At 61.2% G+C, this 20262-nt stretch carries 12 protein-coding genes; 7 read left to right on the top strand and 5 right to left on the bottom strand.

Annotated elements, in window-relative coordinates; genetic code table 11:
• Positions 1-357: 357 nt before the first annotated feature.
• The 3 genes from F3J08_RS11975 to rfaE1 all read right to left on the bottom strand — a co-directional run bounded on the left by F3J08_RS11975 (position 358) and on the right by rfaE1 (position 3944).
• Complete coding sequence (locus tag F3J08_RS11975; protein WP_023979952.1) at positions 358-873, bottom strand: hypothetical protein; 516 nt, start codon at positions 871-873, stop codon at positions 358-360.
• A 433-nt stretch (positions 874-1306) separates the two neighbouring features.
• Positions 1307-2464 carry an AGE family epimerase/isomerase gene (locus F3J08_RS11970; RefSeq protein WP_166930187.1) on the bottom strand — a complete coding sequence of 386 codons (1158 nt, stop codon included), beginning with the start codon at positions 2462-2464 and terminating at the stop codon, positions 1307-1309.
• Position 2465: 1 nt separating this feature from the next.
• Entirely contained in the window at positions 2466-3944 is a 1479-nt protein-coding gene (gene rfaE1 / locus F3J08_RS11965) for a D-glycero-beta-D-manno-heptose-7-phosphate kinase (RefSeq protein WP_166930184.1), read from the bottom strand.
• Positions 3945-4174: 230 nt separating this feature from the next.
• Between rfaE1 and F3J08_RS11960 the strand changes: the two genes are divergently transcribed.
• From F3J08_RS11960 to F3J08_RS11935, 6 genes are all read left to right on the top strand, one after another.
• A complete protein-coding gene (locus tag F3J08_RS11960; RefSeq protein WP_166930182.1) occupies positions 4175-5356 on the top strand; it encodes a S1C family serine protease in 1182 nt (393 codons plus the stop codon).
• Between the two features lie 120 nt (positions 5357-5476).
• Complete coding sequence (locus F3J08_RS11955) at positions 5477-6157, top strand: response regulator transcription factor (RefSeq protein ID WP_023979948.1); 681 nt, start codon at positions 5477-5479, stop codon at positions 6155-6157.
• An 18-nt stretch (positions 6158-6175) separates the two neighbouring features.
• Positions 6176-7588, top strand: coding sequence for an ATP-binding protein (locus F3J08_RS11950; protein WP_062165505.1), 1413 nt, complete (start codon positions 6176-6178; stop codon positions 7586-7588).
• Between the two features lie 122 nt (positions 7589-7710).
• A complete protein-coding gene (locus tag F3J08_RS11945) occupies positions 7711-8037 on the top strand; it encodes a hypothetical protein (protein WP_031241686.1) in 327 nt (108 codons plus the stop codon).
• 124 nt (positions 8038-8161) lie between these two features.
• A complete protein-coding gene (locus F3J08_RS11940) occupies positions 8162-11221 on the top strand; it encodes an FAD-binding and (Fe-S)-binding domain-containing protein (protein ID WP_240149318.1) in 3060 nt (1019 codons plus the stop codon).
• A gap of 333 nt (positions 11222-11554) precedes the next feature.
• A complete protein-coding gene (locus F3J08_RS11935; RefSeq protein ID WP_240149317.1) occupies positions 11555-13801 on the top strand; it encodes a TonB-dependent siderophore receptor in 2247 nt (748 codons plus the stop codon).
• A gap of 47 nt (positions 13802-13848) precedes the next feature.
• Here the strand turns inward: F3J08_RS11935 and F3J08_RS11930 are convergent, their stop codons facing one another.
• Both F3J08_RS11930 and hrpB read right to left on the bottom strand, forming a co-directional pair.
• Positions 13849-15300, bottom strand: coding sequence for a sugar porter family MFS transporter (locus tag F3J08_RS11930; protein WP_166930180.1), 1452 nt, complete (start codon positions 15298-15300; stop codon positions 13849-13851).
• A gap of 238 nt (positions 15301-15538) precedes the next feature.
• Positions 15539-18067, bottom strand: coding sequence for an ATP-dependent helicase HrpB (hrpB, locus tag F3J08_RS11925; protein ID WP_166930178.1), 2529 nt, complete (start codon positions 18065-18067; stop codon positions 15539-15541).
• A gap of 10 nt (positions 18068-18077) precedes the next feature.
• Between hrpB and F3J08_RS11920 the strand changes: the two genes are divergently transcribed.
• Complete coding sequence (locus F3J08_RS11920) at positions 18078-20258, top strand: protein-disulfide reductase DsbD (RefSeq protein ID WP_240149316.1); 2181 nt, start codon at positions 18078-18080, stop codon at positions 20256-20258.
• The last annotated feature ends 4 nt before the right edge of the window (positions 20259-20262 follow it).

Here is a 20262-nt window from a genome sequence, read left to right as displayed (position 1 = left end):
GCGTAGGGCTCGCTCCGTTCGCAGCCACGCAAAACCCCTGATCCCGCGTCAAAAACGCCCACCGCCTCATAACAGGCACGAACACTGCCATCAGCGCAACCCAAACACAGGATAATCAAATCCTCGGTACAGATGACCTATGGTCGTCATAAATCCTCTAGGCATTGCGGCGTCATGAAGGAGGATCGTTCTTGCTTGTAGACATCAGGGGGCTCTACGGCAGACCTTCTCCCGAGCAAGGGCTGTACGAACCATTCGCAGAACATGTGCGAGATCTGAGATAAGTTCTACTGGAATTCATAAACTCCAGCTGGAACCCCATACCCTCGTTCGATATCGAGATTTGCAGGCAGGGCCTCAGAAGCCGCCATAGAGATAGAACGGGATCAGGGCGAAGATAAACCAGGCGATGAGAAAGACCAGTGGCGCCTGATGGGCGAACATGCGACCACGACGCGCACGGTGATTCATCGCGCGAGCATCCTCGTCGCTTCTAGCCAGAGTGAACTCCGAAAGGTTGGGGCATTGCTTGTGCAGGTGCTGCTCCTTTTCGTTCCATTTGCTGATTGCCGCATAGCCAGCGCGAATACCCGGCAAAGCCATCAAAGTCAGCATGAATCCGAGGAGCGAGAGCAAAGGCGGGATAAGGATCGCCATGCGATCGCCCCAACGCGTTGTTGAACCTGTCATCGCCGTGGCATAGGCGATGACCAGAAAGGCTTGCGAACTTAACAGCGCCTGCAGGCGGCCATTGACCGTCTCTGTCTCGAACCGGATTTCGGAGCGATAATAGGCGAGCAGTTCATTGTCGGTCGGTTTGCCGTGGGCAATGACCTCTTCGGCCTCTGGGGGTGGAAAAGCTGGGATGACCATGATGCGTCCTCTCCTTGGGGTGTGTCGGACAGGACGCGTATCCTGTGTCGTTTGGCCCGAGAGGCGACAGCGCCGTGCGCATGATCGCCGGGTCAGCCCGGTGAACGATCAAAGCGCATAAGAAACTTATCGGTTCGTCTCATTCCTGATTGACCGCAGATGTCACTTGAGTTTGGCCTGTCAGAAGGCAAATGCCGATACGCATGGATATCAGGCTACTAGGGCACAATGACGGACCGTGCGAGCCTCAAGTCTGAAGGAACAGAGCCAACGACATCCAACTTGTTCACCAGGATGCCTCGGATGATCCGCGTGGTTAATAAGCTCTTGCGTGAGCCGACAGATCGGCCAGCAGATGGCAGCGTCAGGGCTCCGATCGCTGGCTGGTTCACGAGAAGCCAGCCTGTCACGACGGCGAAAAGCCCCTGCTCACTCAGCGAGAGATGATTTCGCGCCCTGCGCCATAGATGTGATAGAGCGAGCTTGCCGGCATGTAGTCAACCAGCGCGCCATTCTGCGCGTCGATGTGGTCGACCCAACCTCCGCCAAGCTGCGAAGGGGCAAAAATATGCAGGAAGGCAGCAGCATATGGCTCTGCTTCGTCGGTCCTGGATGTCAGTCCCGGGGTGTAGAGCAGTCTCAACAGCTCGGTCTGCGCCCAGATCCGAGCCGAGTGCTCCTGGACCACATACCTGTCGCTCATGCTGTCCAGCACGACGCGGCGTTGATGATCACAGCCATGCGTGAAGCCGGCCTCGAAAAGTGAAGCGGCTGTCTGTTTGCGCCACTCAGCCCCGTTTTCAGCGTCAGTTGCCAGACGACCGAAATCGCGCAACAGCCAGGACCATTCAAACAGATGTCCTGCCTGCACCTGATTGGCACCATACGGGGCAAGGGGTGACCAGTCCGGGGCGAAGAATTCGAGGAGCAGCCCCGACCGTGTGTCGATCAGATGGGCGCGGGCCAGTTCGACAAGGTTGCGTGCCTTGTCAAGGTAGAACGAATCGCCCGTTGCCTCAAAGACGACCAAATAGGCCTCAAGCAGATGCATGTGCGGGTTCTGGCTGCGTCGTGTCCCGTCATCAGGTATTGCGTCGAGAAAGCCACCGTTGTCTGCCGTAAAGATCAGGTCAATCTCATCGGCGATGGAGCGCGCCAAAGCCCGGTCATTTGGGCGGTTCGCATAATGTATGGCCCAGCCGCAGGCAAAAAGAATGAAGGCATGGGCGTAGAGATCGCGTTTCGTGCTGGCAGGGCGATCATCCGGGTCGATCGAGAACACCCAGCCCGGCTGGGCATCGGTGCGGTGATAGAGCCGTTCAACCCGGTCCAGGCAATCGAGCGCCTGATCCCCCGCGGCATACACGCCATCCAGGGCAGCGCGGCAATAGGTCGCAATCTGCCGCGCCTGAACCATGAGTCTTGACGCATCGAGCCGGATGGGGCGCGCCTGCCAGTCGAGACGTTCGTGATACAGCACGCGTGACGGATCGAACCCGGCCTCGCTCCACAGGGGGAGGGCTTGCCCGACAAGCCAGTCGCGCCACTGATCCCGAATGGCGGGGGCCGTTTCTTGCTTGGCGCGGGTCATGTCACTCAGGTTTCAAACTCACTGGTTCCGGGCTCGTCGTCGCTGGAGGACCAGCCTTCATCTTGCGAACGATCGATGTTGTCGAACGCCCTGATACCAGATCGGCCAGTACGACGCGACCGCCCCAGGATTTCACTTCTTCGCCGCCCACAACCTGATCTTCGGTGTAATCAGCACCTTTGACCACGACATCCGGCCTAAGGGCGCAGATCGTTTCAAGGGGCGTGTCCTCGTCGAAAATGACGACCAGATCGACATCGCGCAGTGCGCCCATGACCGTTGCGCGTGCCCGCTCGTCCTGCAACGGGCGCTCTGCCCCCTTGAGACGACGTACCGAAGCATCACTGTTCAGCGCGACGATCAGCTTGTCGCCCTCCCTGGCCGCGGCATGAATCAGCGCGATATGCCCGGGGTGGAGCAGATCGAAACAGCCATTGGTAAAGACCACGCGCGCACCATGCCGACGCCAGGCTTCAATAATGCCCTGAGCCTCGGGCAAAGTGGCGATGACACCATCACGGTCGATCTTGGATTTGAGGGCAGCGCTGAGTTCGGCGCGTGAAACGGTCGCAGTGCCCAGCTTGCCTACCACGATCGCCGCCGCATTGGTGGCAATCACCATGGCCGTGCGCAGATCGGCCCCGGCCGACATCATGGCCGCTACTGTCGCAACAACAGTGTCTCCAGCCCCCGAGACATCGAACACCTCGGATTGCGGAACATGCGCGTGGGTCATGCGCCCGTTGCGCTCAAGAAGGGTCATACCCTCTTCCGAGCGTGTCACAAGAACATCGCCGCCGAACTGCTCCTGCGCGGCAAGGGCCGCAAAATGGATTTCGGTGTCGCTGTTGACCGGTAGCCCTGTGGCTGCTGCCAGCTCCTTGCGATTGGGCGTGATAAGCTGTGCGCCTTTGTAAACCGAAAGGTCCCGTCGCTTGGGGTCGACCACAACAGGGATGCCGCGCTGATTGGCTGCCTGAATGATGGCCTGAAGCACCTCGTTGCTCAGCACGCCTTTGGCGTAGTCGGAGCAGATCATGACATCCGCCTGGTCCATGGCAGCGAGCGATGCGGCGATCAGACGTTCCTGAACCGGCGGGGGAACGAGCACCGAAGGTTCTTCATCGATCCGGACGATCTGCTGGCGCCCACTCAGCACGCGTGTCTTGGTGATGGTGACCCAGTCGGGATCCTCAACCAGATGACCCAGATCGATGCCGGGTTCGCGCCCCACGGCCCGACGGAATTCCCTTGCCGAACCATCCTCCCCCACAAGCCCGACGAGCGTGACCGCGCAGCCGAGCGCTGCGGCATTCATGGCCACATTGGCAGCCCCTCCCGGTACGCTGCTGTGTTTGGCCCTCAGGAGCACCGGTACCGGTGCCTCTGGTGAGATACGATCGACCGAGCCATGAATATAGCAGTCGAGCAGCAGGTCTCCGATGATCAGGACGCGCCCGAATATGAAGTCGCTAATCATCTGTGATCCCCGATAAAATCTGCCTCATGGCACAACAATATGGCCGTCCTTTCGTCCTGCCAAAGGCGCGGGAGAATGACAATCCTGTCCTCCGGTCTTGATGCACAGGATCGGCATTTCCGGATGGCGGCGTGTTGTTGCGGGTAAAGATGCAAGAGAGATGGAATCATTTCATTTCTGCGCTATCGTGCTGTCATGACCCTGAATATTGCCCTGCCTGTGGTTTGTTGATGCGCAAAGCTCTCCTCCTCCTCGTTCTGGCCGGGTTTGGCATTGACAGGGCCTATGCCTTGCCGGCGTTCCTGGAAAAATTCCTGCCGCACCCGCCGCCGCAACCGAGCCATCCGGCTATTCCCGCTGTGCCACCCGCCAGCGCGGTGAAGATTCCGGTCCAGGCGGCGGTACCGGACGGCACGCCCGCCTTACCCCCCGTGCTTGTGCAGTCGGGGCCACTCTCTTTTGCACCGCTGGTGCAGCGTGTCATTCCGGCTGTCGTCAACATTGCCATTACACAGATAAGCTCGGAAGGCGGGGGCAAGGTGCCTGCCCAGATCAAGGGGACCCCCCTCGAAAAGCGGTATCGTGAGAAAATGCAGCGTCATCAGGAAGAGATTCTTGGCGCTGGTTCAGGGTTTATCATCGATCCGTCCGGTATCATCGTGACGAATGATCACGTGGTTGGTGATGCCGATAACGTCACGGTGTCACTTTCAAACGGGCAGGAACTCCCAGCAAAGCTTGTGGGAGTTGATGCTCTTACCGACATTGCAGTCATCAAGGTCGAATCACCCAAGCCGCTGCCCTATGTGACCTGGGGAGACAGCCATAAGGTGAATGTGGGTGACTGGATTCTGGTTGCGGGCAACCCGTTCGGGTTCGGCTCGTCGGTCAGCGCCGGTATCGTCTCGGCGCGCGGGCGTGATCTGGGGGCGGGTTCTCTCGATGATTTCCTGCAGCTGGATGCGCCCATCAATCCAGGCAATTCCGGCGGTCCTGCCTTCAACATGAGAGGCCAGGTCGTCGCGGTGAATGCGGCCATGGTTTCGCCTGCCGGGGGCTCGGTCGGGATCGGCTTTGGTATTCCATCGGAAATTGTGGCCCCCATCGTGGAAGAGATACGCCGCACAGGCCACGTCGATCATGGCTGGCTGGGTGTCACGCTCGATGACGGTGACGGCTCTGTCGTGCTCGTGGATGTCGATCGTAATGGCCCGGCTCAAAAGGGCGGCCTGATGAAGGGTGACAAGATCACTGCCATCAATAACGCGCCAGTCGAGAATGGTCGTGCCTTGCTGCGTATTGTCGCAGCGGGAAAACCGGGCAATTCCGTGACTTTCACGGTAATACGCAAGGGCAAGACCGTGACAGTGACACTTCCTATCGGGAAACGTCCGGCAGATGCCGATGAATGAGCGGACATTGTATTCTTCGCCCTTTCTTCTGGCGCGTAACTGAAAGATAATGAGGTCACTGCAAAGTGAGGGGCGGGCGATCCTGCCCGTCATGGCCCCCGCCAAAGCCAAGGACTGATCATGCGTATTCTGCTTGTCGAGGATGATCCTACCGTCAGGAGCTTCATCGTGAAGGGACTGAAGGAAACCGGGCATCTCGTCGAGGAGGCCGATAACGGCAAGGACGGTCTCTTTCTGGCGGTCAGCGAGAATTTCGATATCGTTATTCTCGACCGGATGCTGCCCGGAGGCATCGATGGTCTGCGTATTCTGGAAACGCTTCGTGCCCAGAACAACGCTACGCCCGTGCTGCTTCTCTCGGCGCTCGCCGATGTGGATGAGCGCGTCGCCGGCCTGAAGGCTGGTGGCGACGACTACATGACCAAGCCGTTCGCCTTTTCTGAGCTTCTGGCTCGTGTCGAGGCCCTGGCCCGTCGCGGAAGTGCCGAACAGGCGCCGCAGACCAAGCTTGTCGTAGCCGATCTGGAAATGGATCTTCTTTCGCGCACCGTTAAGCGCGGTGAAGAGAAGATCGATCTGCAGCCGCGCGAATTCCGTCTGCTCGAATTCTTGATGCGTCACGCCGGTCAGGTCGTAACACGCACCATGCTGCTCGAGCGCGTGTGGGACTATCACTTCGACCCGCAGACGAACGTGATCGATGTGCATGTGTCACGCCTGCGCCAGAAAGTTGACAAGCCTTTTGAAACCGCGCTGATCCATACGATCCGCAATGCAGGTTACATCCTGCGCGCCAATTAAGCAGGATGATATAGCTCCATGAGGTTCAGCCTGTCGCGCTTTCCCCTGCTTCGCGTCTGGTGGAAGCGCGCCTGGCGGTTTCGTTCAGCCGGGCTGGGCTTCTCATTGGGCTATGGGCTGGTTTTTGCCCTTTCCGCTACACTTTTCCTGACCTTTCTGTGGTGGCACACCATCGGCGCGCTCGAGCGCGAGGTGGGGCAGGCTGTCGATGCCGACGCGCATGGTCTGGCAGAACGCTGGATGCAGGGTGGTCTTTCCAGCCTGCAACGGGCCATTCAGGACAGGCTCGATCAGGATGTCGAGGATCAGGATCTCTATCTGCTGATCACACCGGGCGGCCAGAGGCTGGCTGGCAATATGCCCTCATGGCCCGAAGCGGTACAACGGGCCGATCGCTTTTACACCCTCAAGATCAGTCGGGCCGGCAATACGACCTCAGCCGCCATGCATGCCTATGTCCTGCCGGGTGGCCTGCAATTGCTGGTGGGCCGCGATATCAGGGGGCGGGATATCCTTCGCCGCGTGCTGACTGAAACCTTCCTGTGGTCATGGCTCATGGTGACTGCGCTCGCCATTGGTGGGGCATGGGTTGTGCGCGGTATCTTCAGTCGTATCCTGAGCTCCATAGCCCGTACCACCACGGCGCTGGCCAATGGTGACATGCGTCAGCGCATGCCTCTGGTGGGTAACGATGTCGATCTCGTTGCCCATTCAATCAACCGTATGCTCGATCGCATTTCCAAGCTCATGGAAGGCGTGAAGCAGGTTTCCAACTCCATCGCCCATGATCTGCGCACACCGATCACGCGTGCGCGTAATCGTCTGGAAGACGCCGCTCTTCATGCGCGCTCGACCGAAGAGATGCATGACGCCATCTATCGCGCCGTGGCCGATCTGGATCATGTCACGGCGGTCTTCGATGCGCTGATGCGCATTGCCCAGATCGAGGCTGGTGCCCGCCGCGCGGCTTTCGAGACGACCGATCTCATCAGGCCGTTGCAGGATATTGCCGAGCTCTATGAGGCGACAGCCGAGGATGCCGGGCTGCAGATTGCGTGCGATCTGCCGCCGCGCCTGCTCTTTCATGGTGACGCCCGCCTGATCCAGCAGGCCGTGGCCAATATGATCGACAATGCCATAAAGTTTTCGCCTGCGGAAACGACGGTTACGCTACGGGCCAGCGTCTCCGGTAATCTGGTCCGTATCAGCGTGACTGATGAAGGCCCGGGCATGTCTGCAGAAGATCTGCTGCGCGCCTCCGAGCGGTTCTTTCGTGCCGATCAGGCGCGCAATACACCGGGTGCCGGTCTGGGTCTGTCGCTGGTGCAGGCTGTCGCGCAGCTACACGGCGGCGCATTGGCGCTCGAGCCCCTGCAGCGGGGGCTTCGTGTCGTGCTCAGCCTGCCGGTAGAGGAAAACGGGCTGGGCTGAAAGGCCGACAGAGCGGGCGTTGTGGGCTGTTTTGACACGCCCGGTCCAAAAACTGACTACATAAACAAGTCTTCATTCGCAGCCCATGAGAGCGCAATACGGACTGAATTAGTACGGGTTATATGACCCATACAGCCTTTGCGCTTTTTTGCCTGACCTGCGCGGTCGGGTTGCCTGGCGCTGCCAGAGCCGATGCCATACCGGGCGCCAGCACGGCGCCCGTGCATGAGGCCGTGCCTATGGCTGTCACCAGCGATACGCTGGACTATTGCCGTACCCTGGCGCGCAAGGTGCATCGCACGCTGCGTCAGACTGCGGCGGCTTCGGCGCCGATCATCAATCAGGCGATGTATCTGGAGCATGAAGGCGAGGCGCTCTGTGCTCACGGGCATCTGCGCTCAGGGATCGCGCAGGAAAGGCGGGCGCTGGTGGTTCTGACACGCTCCTGAGCAGGGCATCATCGGTGGCGGTCCATTCTGGCAGCCATCGGTGATGAAGGTGGCGTCACTATCGTTTCAAGGTGGTTCAGGCTAATCCAGTGCCAGCGCGTGCCCTCGTGATGGATGACCGGCCATGACCATGATTGCTGTTCTCGACAAGACCCCAGGCAATGCGGCAGATCATGCCGCTTTCCTCACGGCACTGCGTCAGCAGGGGTTCGAGGGCGAGATCGGCACGACGCATGACACGCGTCTGGTCCATGCGACCGATAATTCCATCTATCAACGTCACCCCGAGGCGGTGGTCTTTCCTCGGCACAGGCAGGATCTGGTCGTGCTGGCCCGGCTTGCGGGCGAGCCCGTCTGGCGCGGTATCACCATTGCACCGCGTGGCGGCGGAACGGGCACGAATGGCCAGTCCCTCACCGATGGTATCGTGGTCGACCTGTCCCGACACATGAACGCTATCCTCGAAATCAATGTCGAGGAGAAATGGGTGAGGGTTCAGCCCGGCGTGGTGAAGGACCAGCTCAATGCGGCCATTGCCCGTCATGGGCTGTTCTTCGCCCCCGAACTCTCGACATCCAACCGTGCCACGATCGGCGGCATGATCAGCACCGATGCCAGTGGGCAGGGAAGCTGCACCTATGGCAAGACACGCGACCATGTGCTCGGTGTTACGGCCGTGCTTGTGGGGGGCGACGTGCTCGACACGTCACCGCTCGATGAAAGCGAGCTGGCGGTGCGCCGTCAGGGTCATTCCCGCGTGGCGCAGATTCATGATTGCGTGGCGTCGATCCATGATCGTGAGCGCGACACGATCGAGAAGGTGTTCCCCAAACTCAACCGCTGTCTGACCGGCTATGATCTGCGTCATCTGCGCAACGAGGCCGGACAGTTCGATCTGACCTGCCTGCTCTGTGGATCGGAAGGGACACTCGGATTTCTGGCCGAAGCGAAACTCAATCTGCTGGCCATTCCGCCGTATAGTATCCTGGTCAATATCCGCTACGACAGCTTCATGGATGCACTGCGCGACGCGCGGGCGCTGATCGGGCTCAAGCCGCTTTCCATCGAGACCATCGATTCAAAAGTGCTTGGCCTTGCCATGCAGGATTTTGTCTGGAGCTCGGTCGAGAGCTATTTCCCGCAGGATGAGGCCGGCCCTGCGAAGGGGCTCAATCTGGTCGAGTTTGCCGGTCATGATGAGGCTGAACTCGGAAGACAGGCCCAGGGCTTCCTGGAGCATCTGCGGCAGGATCAGACGGTACGTCGCCGTGGCCATACGCTGGCTGTAGGCCGCGCGGCAGTTTCGCAGGTCTATGCCATGCGCAAGCGCGCTGTGGGTTTGCTCGGCAATGTGCAGGGGGAGGCGCGGCCCCAGCCCTTCGTTGAGGATACCGCTGTGCCGCCGGAAAAACTGGCGGATTTCATTGCCGAGTTCCGGGCGCTTCTCGATGGGCATGGGCTGGATTACGGCATGTTCGGCCATGTGGATGCCGGCGTGCTGCATGTCCGCCCCCTGCTCGACATGCGCAACCCCGATGATGCTGCGCTGATTCGCCCCCTGAGTGACGCCGTGCATCGTCTGACACGCCGTTATGGCGGGTTGCTGTGGGGAGAGCATGGCAAGGGGGTGCGGTCGGAATATGTGCCGGATGTGTTCGGCCCGCTTTATCCCTGCCTTGAACAGATCAAGGGAGTGTTCGACCCGCATAACCAGCTCAATCCCGGCAAGATCGCGGCCCCTCCGGGCGCTTCAGCACCGCTTTTGCGTGTTGATGACGTGCCGATGCGCGGGGCGCAGGATCGACAGATTCCCGATCCGGTCTGGCAGGGTTACGGCACGGCGCTGCATTGCAACGGCAATGGCGCATGCTTCAATTACGATCAGGACGATCCGATGTGCCCGTCCTGGAAGGCAACGCGTGACCGGCGTTTCTCTCCCAAGGGGCGCGCCTCGCTCATGCGCGAGTGGCTGCGCCTGCAGGCTGGCGCGGGTGTGGATACGGCGGCGCTGGAAGCGCACGCGCCAAGCCTGCTCAGTCGCGTCTCGGCGCAGTTTCGAAGCCGGCAGAATACGCCGGTCGATTTTTCGCATCAGCTCTATGACAGCCTCGCCACCTGTCTGGCCTGCAAATCCTGCACCAGCCAATGCCCGGTCAAGGTCGACGTGCCTGATTTCCGCTCCCGCTTTCTCAATCTGTACCACCAGCGCTATGCCCGCCCGCTGCGCGATTATGTCGTGGGGTTGATCGAATATACCCTGCCACTCATGGCGCGTATGAGGCGTCTCTATAATGCCGTGGTCGGCCTGAAGCCGATGGCCGCGCTGGGCAAAACCCTGCTTGGTCTTGTCGATATGCCGCCCCTCTCACGCAGCGGACTGGCAGAAACCTGCCGTCGCTGGCATGTGCAGCCTGCCACACCAGAGCGTCTGGTGGCCCTGACCGAGGCAGAGAGGGCACGGTCTGTCATTCTGATGCCGGACCTGTTCACCCGTCATTTCGAGGCGCACCTTGTCGAGGCGTTTATCGAGCTGGCGGCGCGCTGCGGTTACAGGGTCTATCTTGCCGAGAGTCTGGCCTGCGGCAAGCCGCTGCATGTGCATGGCTTTCTGGGGTTGTTTGCCCGACAGGCGCGTCGCAATACCGCATGGCTGCGCGTACTGGCCTCGTTCGGGGTGCCGATTGTCGGGCTCGATCCTGCCATGACGCTGATCTACCGTCAGGAATACCGCAAGATTGCCGGGCTTGAGGCTCTGCCTGAGGTGCAACTGCCTCAGGAGTTTCTGTTGCATGCCTTGCCCCGGATACAGGACGCTCCACAAGCAGCGGCCGGTTTCGTGTTCCTTGGCCACTGCACGGAAAAGACAGCCCTGACGGGTTCGGGTGCAGACTGGCAGGCCCTGTTTGCGCGGCTGGGCCTTGGTTTGCAGCTGGAAAAGACAGGGTGCTGCGGCATGTCCGGCACCTTCGGTCACGAAGCGCGCAATGTGGAAACGTCCCGCGTGATTTTCGAGCAGTCCTGGGGGCCGCATCTGGACAGACAGGGTGGAAAACGTGTGTTGGCCAGTGGTTATTCGTGCCGTAGTCAGGTCAAGCGCTTCCGCGGGGCACAGCTCGATCATCCGCTCGTAGCCCTGCTGGATCGTCTGCGTGACATTGCACCGGAGTCCACGCGTCCGGTCTGATTGCGTGCGCTGCCGGTATGTAAAACGCGTCGTCATCAGGGAGCCGGATCATTCGATCGTCTCATGGCGAGATGCGTCAGGCTTTGCCATGACGGATGCGACAGGCAATGCCGCTTAGTCAAAGGCAGCCACTTCGTCGCTCAGTCCCCCCGGGGCGTGAGCCCGATGCGTAGATATGACACGGTCTGAGATCGAAACGTGTCGTCGCCGCCACAAGGGCGGTTGGATCCGGATCGCCTTGATTGACAGGCAGGCTGGCGGTTTCTAAGGAAACCTCAATGCAAATGAGAAACGTTCTCATTTGTTTCCCTGTTTGTCTGTTTCGGTAGATTGATGTCCGTTTCCCTGCGTGCCGCCTTGTGTCTGTCCTCACTCCTTTCGGCGGCAATGGTGCCGGGTGCGCTCGCTCAGGAACGCCAAACCCTGCCGGAGAAGGCGTCGCCCCTTCATGAAGGGGCGGGGCAGAACAGGATCACACTTGCACAGCCAGCCGCGCCATCTCGGGCAGGAAAAGCTCAGTCCGCTAAAGGAGCTCATGAGGGAGATCATCAGGGCGTTCACGAGACCATTCGTGTGGCGGGCACGCGCGGGGGCTTTCTTCCCGCTGCCGCAAGCAGCGCCACAAAGACTTCAACGCCGCTGGAGCTGACGCCACAGAATATCACGGTCATCACACAGGAACGTATGAGCGTGCTCAACGCCCGCAGCCTGTCCGAGGCTGTGCGCTACGCAGCAGGCGTTTCGGATTACGGGTCGAAGGACGACCCGCGCGGCTATTTTGGCACGATCCGCGGGTTCACGCCCGATATCTATCTCGATGGCACACGTGCCCCTGATGCCAGCACATCGCAGAGTTTCAGCATCGAGCCCTGGGGGCTTGAGGAGATGGATGTCTTGCGCGGGGCATCTTCGGCCCTCTACGGGTCGGGGCAGCTTGGGGGTATCATCAATGCTGTCAGCAAGCGTCCGCATCCGGATCAGGTCAATGAGATCGACTTCCAGACCGGTTCCTACGGGCGTGTTCAGGGTGCGGTCGATGTCGGCGGCGCGCTCAATGCCCGCAAGACCCTGCTCTGGCGATTCAACGGGCTGATACGTAAGTCGGACACCTACGCGCGCAATATCAAGAACAACGAGATATATGTGGCGCCCTCACTGAGCTGGCGCCCTGATGAGAAAACCACGCTCACCCTGCTCACCAGTTTCGAACAGCTCGATGCCGGGTCGACGGCGCAATTCCTGCCGGCTGTCGGGACCGTTCTGCCCTCGCGCTGGGGCCAGATCGCCCGCAACTTCCTGAGCAGCGATGCGGACTATGATGTCTACTCAAAGCGTCAGGTGGCGGTTGGCTATAATTTTGTCCGGCACATCCTGCCCAACTGGACCATCACGCAAAACATGCGTTACGCGCATCTCGACGTGCTCTACCGTTTCGTGACCACCTCGTCACTTTCAGCGGATAAACAGAGCATCAATCGCACAGCGCTCAACCAGCAGGGCAATTACAACAACGTCACCCTCGATACGCGGTCGGCAGTGACCTTCCATACGGGGGGCATTCATCATGAAATCCTGACAGGCGTTGATTTCCGTAGTGATTTTCTGGCCAATCGCCGCGGCCAGCGCGCAGCCCCCGCGCTTAATCTCTACAAGCCGGTTTATCGTGCCATCACCTGGCCAGGCTATGGCACCACCACGAGCACAAACGAGACGGAAACAGATACCGGGATCTATGCGCAGGAACAGGCCAACTGGCAGCGCTGGTATCTTACCCTGTCAGGCCGCGGTGATTTCACCCAGAGCATGACGGTCAATAATCTCAACGGCGGGCGGACACCGCAAAACAACAACGCTTTCACGGGGCGGGTCGGGCTGGTCTATCAGTCTTCCATAGGGCTCAACCCCTATGTTTCCTACGCGACGTCATTCCAGCCCCAGGTCGGGACGACATTCGCTGGTTCGGCCTTCGTGCCGACCACAGGCAAGCAGATCGAGGCGGGTGTCAAATACAAGCCGGTCAAACCCCTGCGTGGTGTGGACAATTTCATGCTCACCGCTGATTTCTTCAATCTGGTGCAGGATAATGTTCTTACAGCCGATCCGGCCAATTCGTCTTTCAGCGTGCAGACCGGACGGCAGAGAACACGCGGCTTCGAGTTCGAGGGCGTGGGCCGTCTGCCCTACAGGATCGATTTCATCGCAAGCTTTACCTATCAGGATCCGCGTGTGATGCGCTCGACAGTGGCAGCGCAGGTTGGGCAGCGGCCTGTGGCAATTCCCTCCCATATGGCGTCGCTGTTCCTCAAACGTGATGTTGCCTTTTCGGCGCTCTGGCAGGCCGGTCTCGGGGCGGGCATGCGCTACACGGGTAATACCGCGGGCTCCATTCCCCTCACGTTTTCCGTGCCTTCGCAACTCGTATGGGATTTGCAGGCCCATATCGACCGGGGGCGCACGCGGGTGCAGTTCAACGGCACCAATATCGCCAATCGCAAATATGTGGCCATGTGTACCCGCGATGTCGCCTGCGCCTGGGCGCCCGGGCGCGCGGTATTCGTGACCCTGTCGCAGCGCTGGTAAGGCAACGCGACGGTAACATCCCGTCGGGTCGCCTTCATGCCTCTCGCTCAGTGGGTCGTCTTCCGTGAGAGGAAGTCACCCTCATTCAGACTGCGTTCAATGGCTTCCAGCGAGCGGCCCTTTGTTTCGGGAATACGGCGCTCGATGAAGATCCAGGCCAGAGTGGTCAGGGCTGCAAAGAGAAGGAAGGTGCCCGATACGCTGATCATCGAGATGATCGACAGGGTCACCATCGAGATCAGCAGATCGAAAGACCAGTGCGAGACGGTGACAAGGCCCATGCCCTTGCCGCGTACGGCGAGTGGAAAGACCTCGGCACCTACCAGCCAGAGCGAGGCATTGATGCTCCCCAGCGTGCAAAGCACATACAGAATCAGGCCAGCCACCGCGAAAAAGCGCCCCATACCCTGCGGGTCGCCGCCGAAGAACACGACAGCCAGAACGATCAGGGCAAGGATTGACCCGGGCAGCACGCGCAGCATGAGGCGACGACGCCCCCAGTGATCCACGGCCCAGAACCCGAATACCGTCGCAACGGTGATGGCCACGCCGATGGCCAACGAAATAAGCAGGGCAGAATTACGGTCGAACCCCGCGCCGGAGAGGATGGTCGGGGCATAGGTCAGGACGGCATTTGTGCCGGTTACCTGACTGAACATGGCAAGGCCGGTCCCGGCAATCAGGGCCGGGCGGAGCCGGGGTGAGAAAAGCAGGCGCCAGCTCCCCTGTTCCTGCGCGGCGCCCTCTATGTCGCGCATTTCGGCCTCGGGGTCCTCACCGGGGCCCCGGAGGCTGCGCAAAATCGCGATGGCCTCGTCCCGTCGGCCCTTTGCGGCCAGAAAGCGCGGGCTTTCGGGCAGGAAAATGAGGCCGACCAGCAGCATCAGCGCGGGAATGGCACCGATGAGCACCATCATGCGCCAGTCTCCTCCCCGGTCGAGCAGTCGGATGAGCAAGGGGCTGCCGCTCAGCCACCAGCCGATCAGCGAACTGATAAGGACGCCGCTAACGATGGCCAGCTGAAACAGCAGGACGAGCCGTCCCCGTCGTGAAGCAGGCGCCAGTTCAGCAATATAGACGGGCACGATCTGGCTGGCGGCACCGACGGCCAGACCAAGCAGCAGCCGCATCAGCGTCAGTTCCGTAGGGGACATGGCCATTGCCGAGCCGATAGAGCCAAGCAGGAACAGCGCCCCCGACAGCCCGACCACCATGCGACGTCCCAGTCGGTCCGATAGAGGCCCTGCGGCCATGCATCCCAGCAAGGCACCGGCAACCATGCCTGCGGCAATAGCCTGTTTGCCCAGCGTGCCAAGAGTGAAGCTGTCACCCAGTGTCAGCAGTGCTGCGGAAATGATGCCCTGATCATAGCCGAAGAGAATACCCGCCAGACCTGCCACGCAGGACGCGATGAACACGCGTCGGTGCCCCGCCTGCCCTGAGTGGGTGTTGTTTTCAAGGGCTGTGCCGGACGTGCCTGCCGGGTGAGTCGAACGCATGATGGCCTCTCAGACGCGGATCATCCAGGCGATCCGTGCCCAAGTGGTGTGAGAGATATTTTCGATACGAAAGACAAGATTTCGTTACGAAAGAGTCTCGACGTGTGATTTCAACCAGCCCAGTGCGGACAAATCACAGGATTCGTCAGGTGGATCGCGTATCACAGCGTCATGTGTAACATTTTCGTGGTTCGATAGTCACGTTCTGTGTGACGAATCGCGCGAGGCTGTCTGGCGCTCAGGTGTCGCGTGGACGTCTGGGCGGGGGCGGGCTGGCTGTCGCGGGATTTTCCGGCCAGTCGTGTTTCGGGTAACGACCACGCATGTCGCGTCTCATGTCAGCCCAGCCCGTGGTCCAGAAGGCGGCGATATCGGCAGTGATGGCCTGCGGGCGACCGGCAGGTGACAACAGGGCAAATTGCAGCTTGATGCGCCCATTGGCGATGCGTGGTGTCTCCTTCAGCCCATAGAAAGCCTGAGCACGGGCCGAGATTGTGGGTGTTGCATCGCGATAATCGATGGCGGGTTGCGCCCCGGGCAGGGTGAGGCTCGTCGGCAAAGCCTGATTGAGCTGTTTGAGCTGGGCATAGTCGAGGCGTTGCCGCAGGAGGGGCAGCAAATCCAGCGCCTGTATCTGGCTGAGCTTCGTCATGCCATCGATATAGGGGAGCAGCCATTCATCGAGAGTGGCGGCAAGGGTTTCGTCGTCGGCGGCAGGCAGGGTCTCATCGAGATGGGCCCTTGCCAGGGCGAGCCGGGCACGAAATTGCAGGCATGAGTCGGACCAGGTGAGGCTGCCAGCCAGATCGGCGCGTATGCGTGACAGTAGCAGCGCCTGCACCTCCTCCGGCTTTGCCGGGGCAGAACGGTCGCGCAGCACCAGATTGCCAAGGCGAAGCCTTCTGCGGGCAATGACATTGCCGGTTGTCGTATCAAGCGCGGTCTCGACCTGTTCTTCCGTACGGGCCAGCAAGGTTGCAGGCAGGTTATCGAGATCGAGCGGGGCGGCGAGGCAGATTTCGGTTGCCGTACGCACATGAAGGGCAGGGGCGACGATCAGGGTTTCGCGCGCCAATGGGTCGATGGCGCTCAGCCGGGCCGATCCTCCCCCCGACAGGCGATATCGTCCCGTTTCGCCCGCGGCCATGGCCACGCGATCGGGAAAGCCGGCGGCAAGCAGGGCCGCCGCGCTGCCGGGGTCGGGCGCAAGACGCTGGTTGAGCCCGAGGCGCTTCTGATAGCGCTGGGCGGATTGCCGGATGCGGGCAAGGCTCGCCCGGTCGGCATGGGAGTGATGCTCGGCACCCTCGATCAGGCTGAGACGCGTCTGGATATCGGCGGGTACCGAGGGGCTGCGCTGACCGGGGACGATGCGTGGGCGTAGCGGGTCGCGTTCCTCCAGAAGGGCGGCGAGGGCGGCGGCGGTGGCCTTTTCGGGTGGGGTGCGGGCTGCGCACATCATCGCAGCCAGACGGGGCTGTGCGCCGAGCCGTGCCATGGCAGCGCCCAGCGGCGTGATCTTTTCTGCCTCATCCAGTGCCCCGAGCGCCGTAAGCAGGGCGCAGCCGGCCTGAAAGGCACCGGCGGGCGGTGTATCGAGCAAAGGCACGGCTGCAGGGGGTGTGCCCATGACTTCGTGCCATGCAGCAAGGTCAAGGCAATGGCCGGTCAGGTCGCTGGTCTGGATTTCGGGCAGATCATGGGCAATCAGGGCGCGGCCAGTGGCTTCCGTCCACAGACGTACGGCAATGCCTGGTGCCTCGCGTCCAGCGCGCCCGGCACGCTGTGTCGCCGTGGCCCGCGAGATGCGCATGGTCTCGAGCCGTGACAGGCCGGACCCCGCATCGAGACGCGGCGCACGGGCAAATCCGCCATCCACCACGATACGGACGCCGGGTACGGTGAGCGAGGTTTCTGCAATCGAGGTGGACAGCACCACCTTGCGCCTCTCGGCAGGTTTGAGGGCCAGATCCTGCTCACGGGTATCGAGTTCACCATAGAGGGGGACGATCAGTGCCGGAGCATCAGCCAGCGCTGCCGCACAGCGCCTGATTTCGCCGACACCGGGCAGAAAGGCCAGAATATCGCCTTCCTCCTCAGCCAGCAGGCTGCGTATGGTGCGCGCCATGACATCGGGCAGTTCGCGCAGGGCTGCGATGTCCCGTCTGGCGTGACGTATGTCCAGCGGAAAGGCGCGGCCTTCGCTCTCGACCAGGACGCCATCGAGCAAAGAGGTAAAGGCTCGCCCATCCGTTGTGGCCGACATGGCAACAAGACGGAGTTCGGGGCGCATGGTGCGTTGCAGATCGAGTGCGAAACCAAGCGCTGTATCGAGATCGAGCGAGCGTTCATGCACCTCGTCGAACAGAATGGCCGACACGCCCTCAAGCAGCGGGTCGGTCAGCAGGCGTCGCAGCAGCAGCCCTTCTGTCACCACCTCGATTCTGGTGGCCGCGCTCACAGCCGAATCCGTACGCGTGCGATAACCGACTGTCTGGCCTGTGGCTTCGCCCAGCAGGGCGGCCATGCGATGGGCCGCCCCACGCACGGCAACACGCCGCGGCTCGACGACGATCAGGCGTCCTTCCTTGCGCCAGGGGGCTTGTAAAAGATGAAGCGGCACCAAAGTGGTCTTGCCTGCGCCGGGCGGCGCAACCAGTACGGCATTGCGTCCGGCCTCGAGCACGGCCTGAAGCTCGGGCAGGGCTGCACAGACAGGAAGAACGGGAAGCGAAATGAGATTGGCGGGCAATAGGGGACCGGTCATAATGACTTCTATGGCGCGTCCGCGGGGCGGTCGGCAATTCTCTTCCTTCACAGCGATTGGTCTCATGCTGCGCAAGCTGTCTCCTGTTGTCCTCACCCTGCTCGCTTTCGGTTCTGCTCCTGCCTTTGCCGCCGAGAGTGCCCCCGTCACCTCGGCCCATGACACCGCCACCCTGGTGACTGACCGCGACAGCGTCACGGCCGGGGGGGATCTGCATGTCGGGCTGCGTCTTCAGCTCAAGCCGGGATGGCATACCTACTGGCTCAATGCCGGTGATGCGGGCGAACCCCCGACGCTGAAAACCACGGCCAGCGGAGCCATGACCGGCCAGAGCGAGTCGATCAGCTTTCCCACCCCTGTACGCATCAGCGAAGGGGGGCTGATGTCCTACGCCTATACGGGTGACGTGCTTTTGCCCCAGACCCTGAAACTGGAGGGCAAGGCGGGTGAGGTGACACTCAAGGCCCATGCGGAATGGCTGGTATGCGCAGCAACCTGCGTGCCTGAATCGGGTGACTTCAGCCTGACCCTGCCTTCAGGCAATGCGGCGCCCAACAGTGCCGCCGAGGGGCCGCTATTCGTCAAGGCGGCGCAGGCAAACCCCATGCCGTCACCTTTTGCCGCGACAACGACATCAGACGCCACGCTGACCCTGAGTGGTCAGGGGCTGTCGGGTGAGAGCGTCAGCCGGGCCTGGTTCATGCCCTCCGTAACCGGCGTGATCGATCAGGTTGCCCCGCAGAAGCTGGAAGTCAGTCAGGGCAAGGTGTCGCTTGGCCTTCACTGGATCGATGCAGCGCATAAACCCGCGACGCTTGATGGTATCGTGGTGCTTCAGGATCAGGCGGGGCAGCAGACCGCTTTATGGGTCAGCACCAGCCCCGGTACGGAGGCGGCCGGACAACGTGCGGGTGCGGGCGTGTCTCTTCCCGTCGCGGGAGTGGCCTCGTCTGCGGCGGCTCCCTCGCATACGGCGCTTTGGCAACTGGTGATCTTTGCCTTTCTGGGTGGGCTGATTCTCAATCTGATGCCGTGCGTATTCCCGGTTCTGGCCATGAAGGCGTTCTCGCTTGCCCGTCTGGGCGGGTCGCATCGCCATGAGCAGATCAGCAGTGCGCTTGCATATATGACCGGCGTGATGGGCAGTTTTGCCACGCTGGGTGTCGCCATGATCGTGCTGCGCAGCGTGGGCTCGGCGGCGGGGTGGGGCTTTCAGTTCCAGTCGCCCGTTTTCGTGCTCGGTGTGGCCTGGCTGCTTGTCATGATGGCCCTGAATCTGCTGGGTGTTTTCGAGGTAACGGCAGGACGTCTCGGTCAGGATGTCACGCCACGCCACGGCATATGGGGCGACATGCTGACGGGGCTGCTGGCTGTGGTCGTGGCCACGCCCTGCACGGCGCCGTTCATGGGGGCTGCCATTGCGGCGGCTCTGGGTGGACCGGCATGGGCAGGACTCATGCTGTTCCTCGCCATGGGGTTCGGTCTGGCATCGCCTTATGTCGCGATTGCCACCATTCCGTTCCTGGCCCGGCATATGCCAAAGCCCGGTGCCTGGATGGCCATTCTCAAGCAGGTTCTTGCCTTCCCGCTTCTGGGAACGGCAGTCTGGCTTTTCTGGGTTGCCTGTGTGCAGCGTGGCGCCATGATCCTGCCAGTCGGGCTGGGCGGCGCGGTTGCGCTGGGGCTGGCAGCCTGGCTGTTCGGCCTGACGCAACGCGAGGCGATGATCAGGGGCGCAACCCCTTGGGTCGTTATCGGTCGGGCTGTGGCCGTTATTGTCGTGCTTCTGGCAGGGGCCAGTCTTGTGCGCGTTGCCGATAGCGAGGCAGCTTCGCCCAGCTTTGTCGCCCATAGTGAAAATGGCGTCGTGGCCTATTCACCCGATCGGCTCGCCTCGCTGCGCGATGCTGGCAAGCCTGTCTTTATCGACATGACGGCGGCGTGGTGCATCACCTGCATGGTCAATGAGCGCGTTGCCCTGCAGGCAGCGCCCGTGCAGAAGGCCTTCGCTGCGCGGGGCGTGACATACATGAAGGGGGACTGGACCAATCGTGACGAGACCATCAGCGCCTATCTTCGTGCGCATGAGCGCGATGGCGTGCCGCTCTATGTCTATTATGCCCCCCAAAAGGAGGGCGTGATCCTGCCGCAGATCCTGACTGTTTCCGAGGTGCTGGACGTTCTCAAATAGGATC

Origin of the sequence: Asaia sp. As-1742 (assembly GCF_011753235.1) — a bacterium.
Classification (GTDB): Bacteria; Pseudomonadota; Alphaproteobacteria; order Acetobacterales; family Acetobacteraceae; genus Asaia; species Asaia bogorensis_B.
Note: the sequence above shows the minus strand (reverse complement) of the source record. Positions and strands in the feature narration are given on the sequence as shown.